Origin of the sequence: Halostagnicola larsenii XH-48, from assembly GCF_000517625.1 — an archaeon.
GTDB lineage: Archaea > Halobacteriota > Halobacteria > Halobacteriales > Natrialbaceae > Halostagnicola > Halostagnicola larsenii.
Window position 1 is genome coordinate 245,353 of record NZ_CP007056.1, and the last position, 20,010, is coordinate 265,362.

Annotated in this window: 9 protein-coding genes; 5 read left to right on the forward strand and 4 right to left on the reverse strand. The window is 59.9% G+C overall.

Features of this window, described 5'->3' with window-relative positions:
- Window positions 1-335: 335 nt before the first annotated feature.
- The 4 genes from HALLA_RS15060 to HALLA_RS15075 form a co-directional block, all read right to left on the reverse strand.
- Window positions 336-1,253 (reverse strand): carbohydrate ABC transporter permease, encoded by a 918-nt coding sequence (locus HALLA_RS15060; protein WP_049954324.1) that lies wholly within the window; start codon window positions 1,251-1,253, stop codon window positions 336-338.
- Window positions 1,254-2,237: a carbohydrate ABC transporter permease gene (locus HALLA_RS15065; RefSeq protein WP_049954325.1), complete on the reverse strand. Its 984-nt coding sequence runs from the start codon at window positions 2,235-2,237 to the stop codon at window positions 1,254-1,256.
- Window positions 2,234-3,685 carry an extracellular solute-binding protein gene (locus HALLA_RS15070; protein ID WP_049954326.1) on the reverse strand — a complete coding sequence of 484 codons (1,452 nt, stop codon included), beginning with the start codon at window positions 3,683-3,685 and terminating at the stop codon, window positions 2,234-2,236. The genes HALLA_RS15065 and HALLA_RS15070 overlap by 4 nt, the downstream gene beginning before the upstream one ends.
- A 125-nt stretch (window positions 3,686-3,810) precedes the next feature.
- The gene (locus tag HALLA_RS15075) at window positions 3,811-4,944 is read right to left on the reverse strand and encodes an ABC transporter ATP-binding protein (protein WP_049954327.1); all 1,134 of its coding nucleotides are present in this window, start codon (window positions 4,942-4,944) and stop codon (window positions 3,811-3,813) included.
- 203 nt (window positions 4,945-5,147) lie between these two features.
- On the opposite strand from HALLA_RS15075, the gene HALLA_RS15080 reads away from it, so the two are divergent.
- The 5 genes from HALLA_RS15080 (at window position 5,148) to HALLA_RS15100 (ending at window position 19,464) form a co-directional block, all read left to right on the forward strand.
- Window positions 5,148-8,093, forward strand: a complete 2,946-nt coding sequence (locus HALLA_RS15080; RefSeq protein WP_049954328.1) for a glycoside hydrolase family 3 protein — start codon at window positions 5,148-5,150, stop codon at window positions 8,091-8,093.
- A gap of 120 nt (window positions 8,094-8,213) precedes the next feature.
- Complete coding sequence (locus HALLA_RS15085) at window positions 8,214-9,335, forward strand: Gfo/Idh/MocA family protein (protein WP_049954576.1); 1,122 nt, start codon at window positions 8,214-8,216, stop codon at window positions 9,333-9,335.
- Window positions 9,336-9,413: 78 nt separating this feature from the next.
- Window positions 9,414-11,894, forward strand: a complete 2,481-nt coding sequence (locus HALLA_RS15090; RefSeq protein ID WP_049954329.1) for a glycoside hydrolase family 31 protein — start codon at window positions 9,414-9,416, stop codon at window positions 11,892-11,894.
- Window positions 11,895-12,650: 756 nt separating this feature from the next.
- Window positions 12,651-16,952, forward strand: a complete 4,302-nt coding sequence (locus tag HALLA_RS15095; protein WP_242406225.1) for a beta-galactosidase small subunit-related protein — start codon at window positions 12,651-12,653, stop codon at window positions 16,950-16,952.
- Between the two features lie 418 nt (window positions 16,953-17,370).
- On the forward strand, window positions 17,371-19,464 hold the full coding sequence (locus HALLA_RS15100; protein WP_049954330.1) for a PQQ-dependent sugar dehydrogenase: 2,094 nt from the start codon (window positions 17,371-17,373) through the stop codon (window positions 19,462-19,464).
- Window positions 19,465-20,010: the final 546 nt, after the last annotated feature.

Consider the following 20,010-nt stretch of genomic DNA (forward strand, 5'->3'; position numbering starts at 1 on the left):
CCGATACAACGAACGCGTTCACAGGGAGGCGTTCCCGCAACCGAAAGTACGTTGCTAACAATTCACAATGAATGAACAGGCCAATTACACCGGTTTGCGTCTGCGAGTGTGAACTCCGAGTTCGCGTGTCCCGGTCCGACGATTACGTCTCGAGAGAGCACTCAGCACGAATAGCTGGTAGTACTATGTCGCTCCCGGTAACCGCCACGTTGTCGCTGTTCTCGCGAGAGCGGCCATACTGGATCCGCGGCGGTCGACATCTCGTTCACCGATTCGAAACGCACGGCTCGAGCCAGTGTGTCTCGTGAGAAAGGAGTGCGGTCAGCAAAGAGTTATCACTCTTTGAGTGCGCCTTGCGTGAGACCGCTTACGATGCGCTCTTGGGCGATCATGACGAGGATCGCCATCGGAATGACGCCGATGATACTCGCTGCGGCCATGAGGTTGTAGGCGACCTGTTGTGAGCCCTGAAACGACAGGATACCGTGGAGGACTGGCGACCAGTTCCTCGCGGTTCCGTTGACCATGAGATACGAGAAGAAGAACTCGTTGTAGACGATGATAAACGTCAAAATTCCGGCGGTTGCAACGCCAGGAGCCGACAGAGGCACGATGATTCGACCGAGGGCCCCGATTCGGGTCGAGCCCTCGATTCGCGCAGCGTCCTCGAGACCGTCGGGGATCTGCCGATAGAACGTGGTCAGCAAGAAGATGATCAGCGGCAGCGTAATCGCGCTCAGCGGCATGACGATCCCCCACGGAGTATTGTACAGTTCCGGGGACGACAATCCAATGAGCGTCACGTTCCCGGTGAAGAGCCTGAATAGCGGGATGAGAAACGCGACGGGCGGGAAATACGAAATCACGAGTATGCCGAGCAGTAGCGGCGTTCGACCCGGAAACTCGTATCGACCGAAGACGTATCCCGCAATGCTGCCGATCAGCAACACGAGAATCGTCGAAAGCGTCGCGATTATAATGCTGTTGAGCATATAGAGGTGAAACGGAATGATGTCGAAGACTTCGACGAACGCGCCGACGTTGAAGCCTTTCGGGACGATACCCATATCAGAAATCGCCCGGTTCGGCGTTAGTGCGAGGACGAACAACCAGTAAAACGGAAAGAGTGACGCGAGTATGAAGAAGGCGGCGCCGATGTACGTCAGCCACCGGTAGACGGTATCGGGGTCGTGGAGCGCTCGGTGTGCTGTCCGTTCGATCACGTTTCTCTCGTCGGTGGTTGATTCTGTCATTCACATACCTCCATTCCCTTGGCGGCGAATCTGGACGAGGTAGCCAAGAAGCAAGATCCCGATAACGGCGGCGATAATGAACGCCACCGCCGCCGCGGATCCGTATCTGTTCGCGTTCCAGAGGCTGATCACCAGACAACTGAGCGTCGGCACCGTGTTACACCCCGCCGTCGATTCGACGAGGCCGTATACTTTGAGCGCGCCGATCGTTCGAAAGAGGAGCGCAACGAGGAGCGCTGGAAGGATCAGCGGAAAGGTAATCGACCTGAATTGTTGGAGCTTCGACGCTCCTGCGACTTTGGCGACATCGTAGAGGTTTCGATCGATGCTCTGGAGTCCTGCGAGGATAAGCAGAGCCATAAACGCCGACTGCTTCCAGATGTCGGCGATGATAGCGATCAACAGTCCATCCCGACTGGTCGCAAGCGGCGTCGTCGAGATCAACCCGAGTTCGTTGAGGGGTTCGACGGCAAAGCCGATCGACGGCTGAAACATGAGATAGAATATCATCCCCTGGATGACGATCGGAACCGCCCACGGCAGAATCATCGCGACGCGTACCCACCGCCGTCCCCGGAACTGTTTGTTCAGGATGAGCGCCATCGCGAGGCCGAACAGCGTTTCGACAGCTACGGCAATTATCGTGTAGAGCAACGTCACAGGAACGGCGCTCGTGAACGGATCCGAGAGGCTGAAAAACGGCCGTTGCAGGTTCGCCTGGCCGGTGAGAATCTCGACGTAGTTCTGGATGCCGACGAACGAACCAACCGGATCGGCGGACGTGATCGCATCCGCGTGCAGCGAGATATTTCCCGTATAGACCAGCGGCCAGATAGCCATCGTCCCCAGGAGGGCGAATACGGGCGTTAACATGAGATACACGAATTGCGTGTCGCTCCGGCGCTCGAGCCAGTTGAGCGTCGTGAGGTCCACCCGGTAGGAAGCGGAATCGCGGCTCGTCGAGGAGCGGTCTTCCAGACTCATGATTCGCTTGCGGACTCTTCGAGATCGGTCAGTCTCGATCGAAGTTCGGACATCGCATCACTCACGCTGACATCGCCCATGAGCGCAGCGTTCGCTTCCTGGGCGACCGGATCGGATTGCTGACTCCAGACCGCCGTCGCCGGTCGGGCCATCGTGTGTTCGCCGGCAAACGAGAGCGGTTCGAGGTACCGGCTCATAATCGGGACATCGGTCGAACTCTCGAGAACCTCGGGATTCGGCGGAATGTGGCCCACGAGTTCGAAGTTCGCTCGCTGGAACTCCTCGGATGTCAACGCTTCGAGAAACTCGAGACAGTCCTCGAGTCGATTCGTGTTCGGGTTCACGCTGTAGTTCCAGCCCCCGAGTGCGCCGATGGAACCGCCGGTACCGGGATAGTCGCCTTCGCCCGCTGGTACCCCGTACGGCATCGGTATCACGCCCATATCCTCCCCGAGCGCGTCTTCGACACCGTTGATGTTGATCGAGTATGGCCAGTTTCTGAGCGCGACCGCATCGCCGTCGGTAAACGGCCGCATCGAAGGTGACAATCCCCACTGGAACGCTTCCGTGGACGTGATTTCACCGGCGAACTCGTCGAGCGTATCGGGGGCGTCCGTTCCGTGAATAAACGTCCGTGCCATCCGGAGCGAGTCTAAGACGGGTTCTTCGTCGACCGTAACCGGCCGATCCCCGATCTCTCCGTAGAGATTTTCCTCCGGATTTCCGAAGTACGCCCCGCCCCACGAACTCAGAAACTCATTGAACACGCAACACGACAGCTGAATCTCGGGCGCTGCTTGCCAGTTGTATCCGTACGTGACGTCGGATTGCTCGAACACGTCCTTGAGCTCATGCGAGAACTGTTCCCACGACATCGGATCCGACCGGTACTGTTCCCAGTCGTAGCCAGCATCAGAAACGAGATCCTTCCGGTATTGAATGGTCGGAAAGTCGGGGTACAACGGAACGCCGTAGAGCTCCGAGTCCGGGCCCGTTGCAGTCTCGACGCTTTGGCCGAAGTAGTCGTTGTGGACCGTATCGAGGACGCCGTCGGGTAACTCCGCCTCGAGGTTCTGGAGTTGGCCGCGGGCGATAAATGGCAGCGTCCACCCGCTATCGAACGCCATGAGGTCGGGTTTTTCCTGCCGGGCCGAAAGCCACTGGGAGTACTGATTTTGCATTTCATCGGTCGTCTCCCCGCCGCTGATGAACTCGAGTTCGATATCCTCTGAGAGTCCAGCGTCGTACAGCGCCTGCGTAATCTCCTCGCTGTTGTTCTGCCATTCGTTCGTGGCGGTCAGTTGCAGCGCCGAATCGCCGCCACCACCGCCGTAACAACCAGCAACGGTAGCAGCTATCCCCACTGTGCCGACGGTTTTGACGAATCGTCGTCGACGGAGCGAACGAGTACCGTTGCTGGACGCTTGCTGTCGATGGTTGCTAACCATACTCATGCCATCTGGAAGTAGCTATAAATGTGTTTTCATTATGCAACAATCTCTGTGCTGAAAACACGGTACGCCAGGGTCTCCGCGTCAGAACGCGTTCGGTTGCAACGACGCTTGCTCGAAGCTTACGACATCGATGGCGATTCCCGTTCTAGCCCGTGAACGAGAGCCGCTCCGGAGTCGCCGTCGAAGAGATGAACGCTCGACTGATCGAACGTCACCGTAATGGTCTCGTTTTCAGCAATCTCCGTATCCGGATCAACGCTCATCAGTAAAGACTCTTGGTCGATATCCGCTGGCTCCGTCTCGGAGTGGCCCTCAGGGAGGAGATAGACGAACATCTTCTCGCCGATCGGTTCGATTACGTCGACAGACGCACGCAGCGAGCCGACCGTTTGGGAACGACGGTGGCTCTCGACGGGATAGATATCCTCCGGCCGAACGCCGAGGGTGATGGCGTTCGAATCTTCAATTCCAGTCGCGGTGACGGTCACGTGAGTCGATTCGAATCGGTCGTCCTCGAGCGATCCGTCGATAAAATTCATCGACGGAGAGCCGATAAACCCGGCGACGAAGACGTTTTTCGGCCGTTCGTAGCACGTCAGCGGTGGGTCGATCTGCTGGAGTCGACCCTCGTTGATGATCGCGACCCGATCGGACATCGTCATCGCCTCCTCTTGGTCGTGAGTGACGTAAATCGCCGTCACGTCCAGTTTCCGTTGAATGCGCTGGAGTTCCGTCCGCATGTGTACGCGAAGCTTCGCATCGAGGTTTGCGAGGGGTTCGTCCATGAGGAACACCTCCGGATTTCGGACGATGGCCCGTCCAATCGCGACGCGCTGGCGCTGGCCACCGGAGAGTTCACTCGGCATCCGCTCTAACATTCCATCTAGTTTTAAGGTGTCTACTGCCTCGCTAACGCGTTGGTCGATGACCTCCTCATCCGCACCTTGTATTCGTAACCCGTAACTCATGTTCTCGAATACGTCCATGTGCGGAAAGAGCGCGATATTTTGAAAGACCATCGCGAGGTTCCGATCCTTCGGCGGCAGGTTCGTGACGTCCTCGCCGTCGATGTAGATCCGTCCCTCCGATTGTTTCGTGAGGCCGCCGACCATCTCGAGCGTCGTCGATTTCCCACAGCCGGAGGGGCCGACCAGAGAGATGAACTCGCCGTCTTCGATGTCGATGTTTATCTCATCGACTGCGATGACATCGCTATACCGTTTGGTTACGTCGTCTAGCCGGACTGAACCCATGCGTGCAATATCGAAACAAACATACATAAAGATTCGTCCAAGAGTGGTTTGGCCGTTCGGTGCGAGACGACAAGGATTGCGCGTATTCGAACGCTCATCGCCATAACAGGCGACTATTCCTCTTCGTTTCATTCTTATTATGGAGAATTTAGCAGATAACTTTTTAGTAGTATTCAGTTATGCTATTGGTGGAGACATCACCAATGGTTAGTCAAATGCGGCGAGAGTTACTCCTGAGTGTCGGAGCGGGAACAGGATTGTCAGTACTTGGCGGTGCCGGAACGGCGGGCGCAGACGATAGTGAACGACCCGATTCGGACGACGAATCTGCGTCGTTCGACGGTCGGGTAGCCCACCTTCTCGGGGAGTTATCCGTCGACGAAAAAGCGTCACTACTTCACCAGTATCAGCCCCCGATCCCCCGCGAGGATCTCGACTCGTTTCGGACCGGGACAGAAGCGCTCCACGGCGTCGCCTGGCTCGGCGAAGCGACCGTGTTCCCGCAAGCGATCGGTCTCGCAAGCACGTGGAATCCGAAGCTAATCAAGCGAGTCGGCGACGCCGTCGGTGACGAAGTTCGTGGCAAACACGACGCGAGTAACGGCGGCGTCGGTCTCAACGTCTGGTCGCCGACGGTTGATCCGCTTCGCGACCCTCGATGGGGACGGAACGAAGAAGGGTACTCGGAGGACCCGCTCTTGAACGACGAAATCGCGACGGCGTATCTCGACGGACTCACAGGCGACGATCCGGACTTCCTCAAGACTGCGCCGATCCTCAAACACTTCATCGGATACAACAACGAGACGGAGCGGACGACGACGAACGCGCAAGTGCCGCCCAGATTGCTCCACGACTACTACCTTCCGTTCTTCCGGCGACCGATCGAATCGGGCGGTGCAGTTGGTGTGATGGCGTCGTACAACGTCCTCAACGGGCGACCGATGACGGCCTCCCCGCTCCTGAACCGGGTTCGCGAGTGGGCACCCGATGGGAGAGCGGTACTGAACGTCAGCGACGCGTGGGCACCCGTGAACCTGACCGGCGCACAGGAGTACTTCGAATCGGAAACCCGCGCTCGAGCGGCGGCACTGATCGCTGGTCTCGATAGTTTCACGGAGTACGGATCCGATAGCACGGCGACCGTCGAGGCGATACTGGCGGCGCTCGAGGAGGGGCATCTGAGCGAGGACGACCTCAATGAAGCGGTCGGCCACGTGCTGACAGTCCGGTCTCGACTCGGTGAATTGACGTCGACTGAAACGGAGCCCTACGCCGACAAGACCGCGGCGGTCATCGGCCGGCCCGAACACCGAGAGCTGGCGCGCAAAGCGGCTCGAGAGCAGGCCGTCCTCCTCAAAAACGAGGGGAGAGAGCCCGTCCTCCCGATAGGTGACGAAGAGCGCGTCGCCGTTCTCGGTCCGCTCTCCGATCGAGTGTTCGAAGATTGGTACAGCGGAACGGCACCGTATCGGATCACCCCGAGAGAGGGACTGCGCGATCAACTCGGAGCCGAGCGGATCTCGACCGCCGTTGGGGCCGACAAAATCGCGCTAGTCGAACAGTCCACCGGCGAGTACGTCACCGCCGGCGTCGGAAAAGGCGGCGGGGTGCTGGGACTCGGCGAGACAGACGCCCCCAGCGTACAAGAGTTCGAAGTTGTCCAGTGGACTGACAGCGTCCGGACGCTCCAGGCGATGGCGAACGATCGGTACGTGACCGTCGAGGACGAACAGCTCGTCAACGCCGCCGAGCGGCCGTTCGGGTGGGAGAACGTCCAGGAAGGGTTCGAATTCGTCGAGGTCGACGACGATACGATCGCCCTGCGACATCCAGCGAGCGACCGCTACGTGGCGCTCGAGGACGGGTCGCTTCTGGTAAGCGCCGAGCAGGAATCCGCGGCCGCTCGCTTCGAAATCGACGTGCGCGAGGACGGCATCGAAACCGCGCTCGAGGCCGTAGCCGAGGCCGACGTTGCAGTTATCACCGTCGGCACGCACCCCCTGATCGGCGGCCGAGAAACCCAGGACCGCGACGACCTCGCGCTCGCTCCGGCACAGCGCAAACTCGTCGAGCGGGTCGCCGACGCTCACCCGCGTTCCGCGGTCGTCCTCGAGACCAGTTATCCCGTGTCGATGCAGGGATGGCATCACCGGGTTCCGTCCATCCTGTGGACGAGTCACGCCGGCCAGGAAACCGGTCGGGCGCTGGCCGACGTCCTGGTCGGCGAGTGCGCACCGGGGGGTCGGCTCACACAGACGTGGCCGCGGTCGGTCGACCAGTTGCCGGATCTCTTCGAGTACAATATCGCCGAAACGGAAATGACGTACCGGTACGGCCAGGCGGACCCGCTGTACGCGTTCGGACACGGACTGTCCTACAGTTCCTTCGAGTACGGCCGACTCCGCATTTCTCCGCGCGGGATGCTCCGGGCCGGCGACGAAGCGACGATCAGCGTCGAGGTGACCAACACCGGATCGATGGCCGCCGACGAAGTCGTGCAGGTCTATACGAGCCAACGCCGGTCCCGAACGAAGCAGCCGGATCTGGTTCTTCGCGGGTTCGAACGCGTCCACCTCGAGCCGGGCGAGCGTACACGCGTCGAGGTCAGTATCGACCACGAGGCGTTTTCGATCTGGGACGTGACCAGCCGGCAACAGGTCGTCGAGCGGTCGACCCAAGCAGTCCTCGTCGGCTCCGCATCCGACGACATTCGCCGTTGGGGGCGCCTTCGCGTCGATGGGGAACGAATTCGGTCTCGAGACCTCTCCGAGAAAACGCGACTGGTCGACGCCGACGACTGGTCGTGGGACGACATCGAACTGCTCGATCGGTCGAAAGCGGATGGGACGGTCGTCGGCATGTCCGACGGGTCGTGGGTCTCGTTCGCCACCGTCGACTTACGAGAGCGGCCCAGCGAGGCGACGGTTTCGGTTGCCAGCGCGGATAGCGACGGGACGACGATTGAACTCCGGTCGGGATCGCCCTCCGGACGAGTGCTCGGGCGAACCGAAGCGCCGTCAACCGGCGGCGTTTATGACTACCAGGACGTCACGATGTCACTGGACAGAGCGGTCGGACACAACCGAGAACTCTACGTCGTCACCCGCGGTGGGAGCGTTCGCATCGATACGATTCACCTCGAGTGAGGTTACGTTGACAGCGACGGCGACGTCACCTGCGGTCGACAAGCCAGAGAGGACCTCGAGGGCGAGCGGCGGACGTGTCCCCCGGTACTTTCAAGTAATCACTCCGTGGAACTATTCGACGTGACTTGTCGACTCATACAGATCGGGACGGGGAATCAGGGCGAAGCCTGGTGTCGAAAATTCCTCCCGCCGAACGTCGAAGACGGCACCGTCGAGGTCGTCGCAGCCGTCGATGTCGACGAACGCGCGCTGGCGAACGCCGTCGATGCGCTATCAATCCAGGAGGAGCGGTGCTACACGGACGCCGAGACGGCAATGCGTGAATGCGATGCGGATGCCGTCGCACTGGTCGTCCCGCCGAAATTTCGCCCGGAGCTCGTTTCGCTCGCCGTCGAGTACGACCTCGATATCCTCGCGGAGAAACCGATCGCCGATTCCATGGCGGACACGCTCGCCATCGTCGAATTAGTCGAAGCGACGGGAACGAAGATGGGGATCACGATGACCCATCGGTTCAGACAGGACGTGTCGTCGCTTCGACGACAACTCCAATCGGGTGAGCACGGCCCTGCTGACTACCTGTACGGCAGATACGCCGTCAACGCAAGATCTCGAGGAAGCTGGGCCGGCGAGCGATTGTACGATCTCGAGAAGCATCCGATGCTCGTCGACGGCGCTGTCCACCACCTGGATTTGCTTGCGGATATGGCCGGCGACCGTGTCGAAACCGTGTTCTGTCACTCGTGGAACCCGCCCTATTCGGATTTCGCCGGCGATCCGAACGCGATCGTGCAGGTGGTTATGGAAAACGGTTCGACGGTCGTCTACGAAGGACTCAATACCGCCGCCACGACGTTCAATGGGTGGTGGTCAGAGCACATCCGAGCGAACTGTCGAGACGCGTCGCTGGTCCTCAACGATGGCGGCCTGTGGCGGTTCCCGTACGATCGATCGGCGGAAGGGTGTCTCGGTCACACTGGCACCACCGACGGAATCCGGGTCGATCTCGAGCGCGGCGCGAAGTGGGGGAACACCCGGCTTATCGAACGATTCGCGGAGTGGTGTAATGGCGGAGAACCGATGGAAACGACCGCACGCGCCAGCCTCCAGACGATGGCGCTCGTCTTCGCCGCGATCGAGAGCGCCGAAACGGGCGAGTCGATCGATGTCCAGGAGTTCCTGACCGGACAGATCGAGTTGCACTCTGCAGACTCGTTCGATCGCTCGAGCGATGCGGACTAACACGATGTGGCGCGTTCCGGGTCTTTCTTCGAGTCGAGCGAGAGAAACAGTAAAGGTGTGGGCCGATAACGCATACCTATGAAGTACGGAGCGATGCGAACTGATTCGTCGGGCCTGTTCGTCGAAACGGACGATGGCGTAGTACTCCGCCTCCAGGTCGTCGACAGTCGGATAGTCAGAGTCGCCGTCGGCGACGAACCGATTACCAGCCCGGAAACCAACAGTCCGATGATCGTCGAGCAATCGTCGTCGGACGTCGAGTGGTCGGTTACCGAAAACGAGACGATGGTAACGCTCGAGACGGCTACTCTCCGGATCGAGCTCTCGAAAGCCACCTGTGCGCTCACCTGGCGTGACGCCGACGGTACGCTCCTCGTCCGCGAACCCGCCGAAGGTGGGAAAGAACGCGCTCCGTACGATGTCGGTGAGAACGCCGGAGAAAATGCCGCGAGTCCCCGCGAAACCCTCGAGCGGGAGGGGTACTCGACGAAACTCACGCTCGAGTTTGACGACGACGAGGCAATCTACGGACTCGGGCAACACGACGACGGCATCGCGAACTATCGGGGTACCGACCAATACCTCTACCAGCACAACACGAAGGTCTCGATGCCGGTTATCGCCTCCACGCGGGGGTACGGGATCCTCTTCGACACCTACTCGCTGTCGACGTTTCACGACGACCGCCACGGGAGTTACTTCTGGTCCGAATGCGTCGACGAACTCGATTTTTACTTCGTGTACGGGCCGGAACTCGACGCGGTCGTCTCCGGGTTTCGCCAGTTAACCGGGCGAGCGACGATGCTACCGAAGTGGTCCTACGGGTACGTCCAATCGAAAGAGCGCTACGAGACGCAAGCGGAATTGCTCGAGATCGTCGACGAATACCGCGACCGGGAGATTCCGCTCGACTGCATCGTACAGGACTGGCAGTACTGGCCAGATTCCACCGACGACGATCCGGATTTCGAGGCGTGGGGTGGTCCCGGCGGCGACTGGGGGAGATGGGGGCAGAAGTCGTTTGAGCCGTCCCGGTTTCCCGATCCCGACGCGTTGACCGAACGGCTCCACGACAGAAACGTCCGTCTCATGATCTCTATCTGGCCGAATATGATCGTCGGCGAGGATTTCGAGGAGATGGCCGACAACGGCCACCTGCTCGACGATCACGAGCTTTCGGCACCCGATAACGAGGTCAACTACTACGACGCCTTTTCGACGGACGCCAGAGAGCGCTATTGGAAGCAAGCGGAGAGTGGCCTGTTCTCCCACGGCGTCGACGCCTGGTGGGCCGACTCCACGGAACCGTACAATCCCGACTGGGGGCTCGAGCACTCCCTCGAGCCCGAGCAGCGACTCGAAGCGATCACGAGCGACTACAAACGCGTGTTCGACCCGGGCTACATTAACGCCTACTCCCTCTATCACGCCCGCGGGATTTACGAGGGCCAACGCGAAACGACGGACGAAAAGCGCGTGTTGAATCTGACGCGAAGCGGCTATCCGGGCCAACAACGCTACGGCGCGGTCACGTGGTCCGGCGACGTCGAGGCGACTTGGGAGCGGTTCAGGAAACAGATCGCCGACGGGCTCCAGTTTACCGCCACCGGAAACCCGAAGTGGACGCTGGATATCGGGGGGTTCTTCGTCGCGGACAACACTGCCGAGGAGTTCTACGCTAACGGAGATTTCGATGCGGGCCACGAGGATTGCGGCTATCGAGAGCTGTACACGCGATGGTTCCAGTTCGGTGCCTTCCTCCCGCTCTTTCGGTCACACGGCACCGACACGCCGCGTGAAGTGTGGCGGTTCGGCGAACCGGGGGACAGGATCTACGACACGCTCGTCCGATTCGACGAGTTGCGATACCGTCTGCTTCCGTATATCTACTCGCTGGCTGGCTGGGAAACCCACAACGACTACACGATGTTCAGACACCTCGCCTTTGACTTTCGCGGCGACGATCGCGTCCACGATATCGCCGACCAGTTCATGTTCGGGCCGGCGCTTTTGGTCTGTCCCGTCACCGAACCGATGTACTACGGGCCCGAATCGACGCCACTCGAGGGGCGGGCGAAAGCCCGCGAGGTGTATCTCCCGGCCGGGACCGACTGGTACGATTTCTGGACGGGCGAACGGTACGACGGCGGCCAGACGATCCTCGCAGACGCCCCGATCGAAAAACTTCCGCTGTTCGTTCGTGCGGGGAGTCTCCTCCCGATGGGCCCGGTCGTCCAGCACACCGCCGACCGGATCGATGCGCCGTGGGAACTGCGAATCTATCCCGGCCGCGACGGGTCGTTCGCACTCTACGAGGATGCCGGAGACGGCTACGAGTACGAGGACGGCGAGTACGCGATCACACCGCTGCGATGGGACGACACTGCACGGGAACTCACGATCGACGACCGCGCAGGAACGTTTGCGGAGCTCGTCGAGACTCGAGACATACAGCCGGTGGTCGTCAGTTCGGGGGTCGGAACCGGTTCCGATTCTGACGAGATTGGATCGGCTGTTACCTACACCGGCGATAGAATCACCGTCTCCACCGATCAGTAACGAATAGTCGTTACAGCTCGAACGGAGAGCTAAAGCCAGCGTGGTGGGGCTCGTCGGATACGTTTCTGCATCTCGTCGGATAGGGTTCTGCGGGTTCGAAGCCATCGATCCGATCGATTCGGCGCTCGAAACTGCCTGGACCGGTACGGTTCGTTCGGGGTAGATAGCGTGATATCGATTCTATGGGCGCCCTGGCGGCGCAGGGGGAAGCACCGATCTTGTTCTGGACCGGAGAATATCGTTCTGTTTCTCTCGAGAACCGGTCGATAGTCAGTACTTGATAGATAGTTGATACGCGTCTTCAGATACTGGAACAACACACGGAACGAATCGACGAATTCTGCCCTGTATGGTGATGGTAAGTACAAATTTCCATTAGGAACGTATTTGAGACACATTCATTATAGGAGAGCGATATTTATGACTGGGAGTGATTCGATAGCTAATAAGAGAATCCAGCTGTTTTCTATATGTAATTGTCGTTCTGTAAATGAGAATAAGCCTATAGTTCAGTAAGAGTACGTCTATCTACAGTTACTGCCACCACAAACTTCGGCCGACTGATAAAGTCGGAACTACTGATCATTGTTGAGAGGAGACTATTCGATAGACTATCAACATCCATACTGAGTATCATATTTGGAAATATGTAAGCTTAATCTCAAATACATACGTTTATATCATATTGTGTGATGGTCACTCGCATAGTGGGACGGACGGACCACCAGAGTCTGCTCTCGTCTTCCACCGATCACTATGAGCACTGACAGAAATCGACCGGAAGAGCGATCGGGCGAAGCGCACCTTTCGACATCTCGACGGACGTTCCTGGCCGCAAGCGGCATTGCAGCGCTCGGCGCGGGAAGCGTTGGGAATGTCAACGCACTCGAGACGAACGACGAGTCCGGACCGGGCCGGATTCGAGATCTCTCCGCGTATCTTGCGGATCCGCGAGTCTTCGAAGAGAACCGCGAACCGACCCACACGCCGACGACGATTCCCTACGAATCGGTTTCTCAGGCGATGGACTCGGACGTGCCCTTCACCGAACTCGAGGAGCGATTCGACGGCTCGCCGTACTTCGAACGACTCGACGGGACGTGGAACTTCGCGTTCTTCGAGCGGCCGTCAGCCCTCCCGAATTCGTTCGAGACGTTCGACGATTGGGACGACATTTCGGTCCCGCGCCCGTGGCAAACCGAAGGGTACGACGAGCGCGTCTACACGAATTGGCAGCCGACGTGGACCGGGTACGACTCCGCGCTCGAGTGGGACCTGTATCCCGACGACGACGGGATGGTCGACGTTCCCGGAGTCGGCGACGACGGACCGAACCCGGTCGGCGTCTACAATCGAACGGTTTCGGTTCCGGAGAACTGGAACGGACGGGAGATATTTCTGTATTTCGAGGGCGTCAAACAGGCGTACTTCGTCTGGGTCGACGGCGAGTACGTCGGATTTCAGCAGGGATCGATGACACCGGGTGAGTTCGATATCACGGATGTCGTTGAGCCCGGCGGCGACCACGACCTGACCGTCCAGATCTACCGCTGGAGCGACGGCGAGGCTATGGAGTGTGTCGACATGCACAAGTACGCCGGCATCTACCGTAGCGCGTACCTGTTTTCGACGCCGCCGGTTCACATCCGCGATTTCGCGGTCCGAACGGAGCTCGACGACGACTACGAGGACGCGACGCTTCGGGTCGATTCCGAACTCGTGGCGTATACGAACGCGGATGCCGAGAACACTGCGAATGCTGAGGAATCTGTGGGCATCGATGAGTCTGCGGATACGGGGGAGTCTGTAGATACCCAGGCGTACACGATCCGAGCAACCCTCTACGAACCCGACGGACGGTCGAAAACCGGCCATTGGGAGACGTCGACCGCAGTCACCGACGGCGGTGGCGTCGCCACACTCGAGGCCGAGGTGACGGACCCGGCGAAGTGGTCGGCCGAGGATCCGACCCTCTACACGCTGGTTCTCGAGCTGCTTCCGGCGGCCGAGAACGGCGACGCAGAGCCAAGCGAAGTGTTGCTCGAAAAAGTCGGGTTCAGATCCTACGAAGCCGAACGCGGGCCCGGCGGGCACGTTACGGTCAACGGCGAACCGGTCAACGTCCGCGGAATCAACCGCCACGAGACGGATCCGGACACTGGTCGAACGGTCCCGCTCGAGACGATGCGCGAGGATTTCGAACTCCTCAAGCAGTTCAACCTAAACGCCGTTCGAACCTCCCACTACCCGAACGACCCGACGTTTTACCGATTAGCGGATGAGTACGGAATCTACGTCCAAGACGAGGTCAACTGCGAAACTCACTGGTGGGAGGGAGTGCTGTCGGAGACGACGGCGTACCACGATCAGGCCGTCGCGCGCTTCCGGCGCATGATCCTGCGCGATCGCAGTCACGCGTCGGTGTTCTCGTGGTCGACGGGCAACGAAGCCGGCACCGGCGCCGAACACCTGAATATGGCCGCGCTGGCGCTCGGTGGAGACGACCCGACGATCCCTGCCGACACGGAATCGACGACACGGCTGTCCGGCGAAGCCGTCGAATCGTTCGACGCGGACGGAATCGAGGCGCTCGCACCCGACCGACTCATGTCCAATCAGCCGAACCACGGCGGGTGGGACGTCGAGTATAGCGACATGCTCGGGCCGCGTTACATTGACGCGGAGACGCTCGCAAAGCTAGGTGCGGGGGAGGACGTCAGCGACAGTCCCCGATTCGGCGATCTCTCAAGCGGCGACGGTTCGCCCGGCGACGGCGAGCGGTCGGTCGTCATGGGCGAGTACAATCACGCGATGGGCAACAGCCTCGGCCTCATCGACGAGATGTGGAACGACTACATTCAGCCGCCGGTTCGACGGGTTCGAGACCGCGTCGGCGATGCAGATGGCGTGCTCGTCGGCTCGCCGACAGTCGTGGCGGGAATGGACGACGGTGGTGCGCTCAGACTCGATGGGAACGGAGAGTATATCGACATCCCATCGATTGAACAGATGGATCGACGGTCAGGGGTTACCATCGAGGCCGTAGTCGGTGACGTGGGGGACATCGGTGACGACGACCGAATGCCGGTCATCTCGCTCGGAAGACGGGGTGAGATCGTTGTCAGCGGCGACGGCACGGTCGAGTTCACCGTGGGACACAGTTCGGCAACCGGATCGATCGCCAGCGGTGAAGCCGGTCTTCACACGCTGACGGGCGTGTGCTCGGACGACCAGCTCAGGCTCTACGTGGACGGTGAACAGATCGATACCGCCGACCGGAAGCGTCGACGATTCGGACGAAGTGATAGCTCTATGCGCGTCGGCTCCGACGGGCGCAGCGATCGATTCCTGCGCGGGACCGTCGAACGGGTCGCCGTCCACGAAGGTACGCTCTCTGAGGATGAAGTGGGAGCCGAAGAACCAATGGACGACACCGTTCTGTGGTACGATTTCGAGGACCTTCTTCGGGACAAGAGCTTACAGGGCGGGTTCATCTGGGACTGGGTCAACCAGGACCTGAACGACGAAACCGACGACGGCGAACCGTTCCAGTTCTACCACCTCGAGGGACCCGCCGGCGCGTTCTGTCTGAACGGAACGATCTGGTCGGACCGCCGTCCACAACCCGAGATGTGGCAGCTTAAGCAGTGCCACCAGCCGGTAAAAGTCGAGCCACGAAAGCTCTCGGAAGGCGAACTGTACGTGACGAATCACCACCAGTTCACGAGCCTGGATGCCTTCGAGGTTACGTGGACGCTCTCGACTGCCGACACGACAGTTCGTGAGGGGACGCTCACTCTCGAGACGCCCCCATCTTCGACCGAAATCGTCTCGATCGACGGTCTCGAGCACCTAATCTGGCCTATTCCGGGGATCGAATACTGGTTGGATATCTCGGTTACAGTCCCCGAGCGCACTAGCTGGAGCGACGAAGGTCACGAGATCGCGTTCGCTCAGTTCGAAATTCCGATCGACATCCCCGATCTGATTTCGAATAGGGCCACCGATCTCGACAAACCAGATAGACCGAACGAAGCGAACAGTCAAAATAGCGTTGACAGGCAGCGTGGACCTAGCAGACCCAACAAACCAAAGAGATCCAACAGGTTGCCAAATAGCTCCAACAGATTGCCACCGGTCAATGCCGAAGAAACAAACGACGGAATCGCGATCATCGGGAAGGAATTCGAATACACCATCGACGACGCGCTCGGAACGTTCACCTCGATGCGGTACGACGGCACGGAACTCATAACGCGGGGGCCGTTGCTCAACTTCTGGCGCGCCCCGATCATGAACGAACTTCAGGACTGGGGTCCACACCCGGCACCCAACTGGTACGACCTCGGCCTCGACGACATCCAGTACGAGGTCGACGACATCACGATGATGGAAGAGAGACACACGCCCGTCCTCGAGGTCGACGGGCGCGCGCTGGGTGCGGTCGACGGTGCACCCGCTGGCTTCGAGACGACCTATCGCTATCACGTGTTCGGGACCGGCGCGGTACGGGTAGACGTCGAGGCATCCCCGACCGACCGCCTCGTCGAAGACGCCGGCGAGTGGCTGCCGAAAATCGGCCTGCAACTCGAGGTCCCACGGGAGTTCGATCGGCTCGAGTGGTACGGACGCGGCCCCGAGGAGACTTACCCGGATCGAAAGAGCGGCGTTCGAGTCGGCCACTACGAAGGATCGGTAGACGACCAGTACGTTCCGTACCTGCCGCCACAGGACAACGGCAACAAGGCCGACACCCGCTGGGCGGCCCTCTCCGACGGCACTACCGGACTGGCCGCAGCCGGCTCCTCACCGCTGAACGTCAGCGTAGCGCAGTACGAGAACCTCGCCGAAGCCGACTATCAGTACGAACTGCGAGAGCGCGATTCGATCGGCTTCAACCTCGATCACGCGGTGACCGGCGTCGGCGGCACGCCCGTTCCGACGCCCGAAGCGTACAGAGTCGAACCCGAGGAGACCGAATTCTCGGTCACGGTGTGTCCGTTCGGGGAACACCGCGATCTGAGTCAGGTCCGCAAACGGGACCTTTCCGGAAACTAACTCGCCGCCGTTCTCGGCGGTTCGATTTCGAGACGGTGAGGGTTCATCGAAAAGCCCACCGTTACGCCCGGCGGCGCTGTCCCGTTCTCGCTCGAGCCGTTCTGTGGCGCATCTCGGTCAACTGATCTCGGGTTGCACTCCGCTTCGTCGGTTCCCAAACGTGATGAGTCCGAGCTATCGGAATGAAAAGGCCAGCAGTGAGGACACGACCTCGCCCAACAATCGATTTCTTACTCACGTTCAGCCGTCGCTGACAGTCGTCCCGAGAAAATAGATATTAAATGGAGTAAACGAGCGTTACGTTCGGACGCGACAGTCCTACGAAAGGAGATCACCGGCAACAATGGATTGAGCCGAGGAATTCGAGGGAACAGCCGCTGACGTTATGCAAGCTGTCGATGACACACGACGAGTAGACATGAGCAAACAGACTGACGAACGAACGAACTCCGGTCCCGAATCTACACCCTCGAGCGACCCTGACTGGTGGCCGACGACGCGACGGCGGCTGTTACAGGCGACCGCAGTCGCGGGCGGCCTCGCCGCAATCGGTGATCCCGCGCTCGCACAGGACACCGAAACGTTCGAACTCGGCGGCGAGACGAGCGGCTGGCAAGGTGTGGCTCCAGAAGACATCGAGGGCGAAACCAACCCAACGCTCGAGCTCGAGGAAGGAACGACGTACGAAATAACGTGGGAGAACCTCGACGGGCAGGCACACAACATCGTCATCGTCGACGACAGCGGCGAGGATCTCGAGCGGACCGAACTCATGAGCGAACAGGGCGAAACGCAGACGCTCGAGTTCGAAGCCTCGGGCGAGATGGCCGAATACTACTGTGAGCCCCACGCGGCGACGATGCGCGGCGAGATTTCGATCGGCGATGAAACCGACGACGGGACCGAGGATGAGGTGGACGGTGCATCGACTGCGTTCTTCGAGCCGGGTGCCGAAATCGGGCTTCAGACGCTCGCAGAGGGGATGACGGCCCCTACCGACTTTGCCGTCGCCGAGGGAGAAGACGATCGCTACTACATCGCGGACCAACCGGGTCAGATCTGGGTCGTCGACGGCGACGAACGGCAGGACGAGCCGTTCTTGGACATCAGTGACCGACTCGTCGAACTCGGAACGTTCGAGGGGTCGTACGCGGATCCGGAGCAGGCCTACGACGAGCGCGGACTGTTGGGAATCGAGTTCCACCCATCGTTCGTCGAGAACGGTCGCTTTTTCGTCCACTACAGCGCGCCGCCGAACGACGAAACGCCGGAGGGATGGAGTCACGTCGAAGTCGTCTCCGAGTTCCGAGCCGAACCCGGTTCGGATCAGGCCGATCCGGACACGGAACGCGTCTTGATGGAGTTTCAGAAGCCACAGTACAACCACGACGCCGGACCGATGGCCTTCGGACCGGACGGCTACCTCTACGTCCCGATGGGTGACGGTGGCGGTGCGAACGACGATATGGAAGGACACGTGGAGGACTGGTACGACGAGAACGCCGGTGGCAATGGCCAGGACGTGAGCGAGAATTTACTCGGCGGTATTCACCGGATCGACGTCGATCACGAGTGCGATGACGTGCCCTACGCCGTCCCGGAGGACAACCCACTGGTCGGCGTGGACGACACCCTTCCCGAGTACTATGCCTGGGGACTTCGCAACCCGTTCGGCATCTCGTTCGACAGCGAGGGCCGACTGTTCGTCTCCGACGCGGGACAGAACCTCTACGAGGAAGCGAACATTATCGAGGCCGGCGGCAACTACGGCTGGAACGTCAAGGAAGGGACCCACTGTTTCAGCACCGAGAGTCCGAGCGACCCGCCCGATGAGTGCCCGGACACCGCCCCCGACGAATCGCCATACGACGGTCAGGAGCTACAGGATCCGATCGTCGAGTACCCCCACGTTTACGAGGGCGAATCGGTTGGAATCACGATCATTGGAGGCTGTGTCTACGAAAGCGACCAGATCCCGGAACTGGACGGGCAGTACATCTTCGGCGACTGGACCTCCGACCCAGCTCGAGAGGCGCCAGCGGGAAGACTCCTCGCGGCCGCCGAACCCGAGGACGACGAGGAGACGAGCAATGGTGAGACGGACGACACGTCCGGCGACGATGACGACCAGGAAGACGAAGTGGTTCCTCGAGACGAACTCTGGGACATGACGGAACTCCAGGTCACGGGAACCGAGGGTGGCACGTTCCCCTACTTCGTTCGGCAGTTCGGCTGCGATTCCGACGGCAACGTCTACGTCCTCGCGAACCGCGAGGGCGTTCCGGAAGGCGATACTGGTGTCGTGATGGAGTTCGTTCCACCGGGTGAGGGCGACGAACTCTCGGTCCCGGAGGACGGCGATGACGACCAGAACGTCACAGACGAGCAAGAATCAACGAACGAATCGACCGAAGATACACAAGACGAACTTATCGAGGAAAACGAAAGCGACGAGAACAGTTCGGTCGATAACGCCACGATCGAAAACTCGAGCGAGAACTCGAGCGAATAGCGATCGACCGGGTAGTTCACCCGGTTTCGACTGTTTTCTCGTATCTCAGGAGGTCGGTGAGTCCGGTCGAGTAATCGACATCGGCTAGTACGCTAGTCCATTCCCGTCATTTTTCGCCGAACCCGAGCGTCGTGACCAGTCCTCGAAAATCCGACGACTGTCCCTGCCGTTGAACGGGAACTTCGACGCGGTATCGAGATCGGGCGTGGAGTTGAGGTAAACAGAAACACGCTCTCTGGACGGAAACGTCGACAACCGGCCCAGTTGTAGCGTGAACACTCTCGAGGATCGGTTCCAGTTGGTATGTCGTTGCGTCCGAAGTTTCGTTGTCGCATTGGACATTGATTGTCAGTATTGTGACGAGGAATTTTGGATACGTGGCCTGCTTTTGATGGGTATGACTGATCGTTACTAACGCGAAACCGTCGGTCGGGGAGCGACAGGAGTTGCTCATCCCGATTTGAATTACCCTTCGAGACCACGAGGCTCAGCGAACCGTAACATCCAGATCTTCCCGACAGGACCCACTCCCCTCTTCGGGATCTC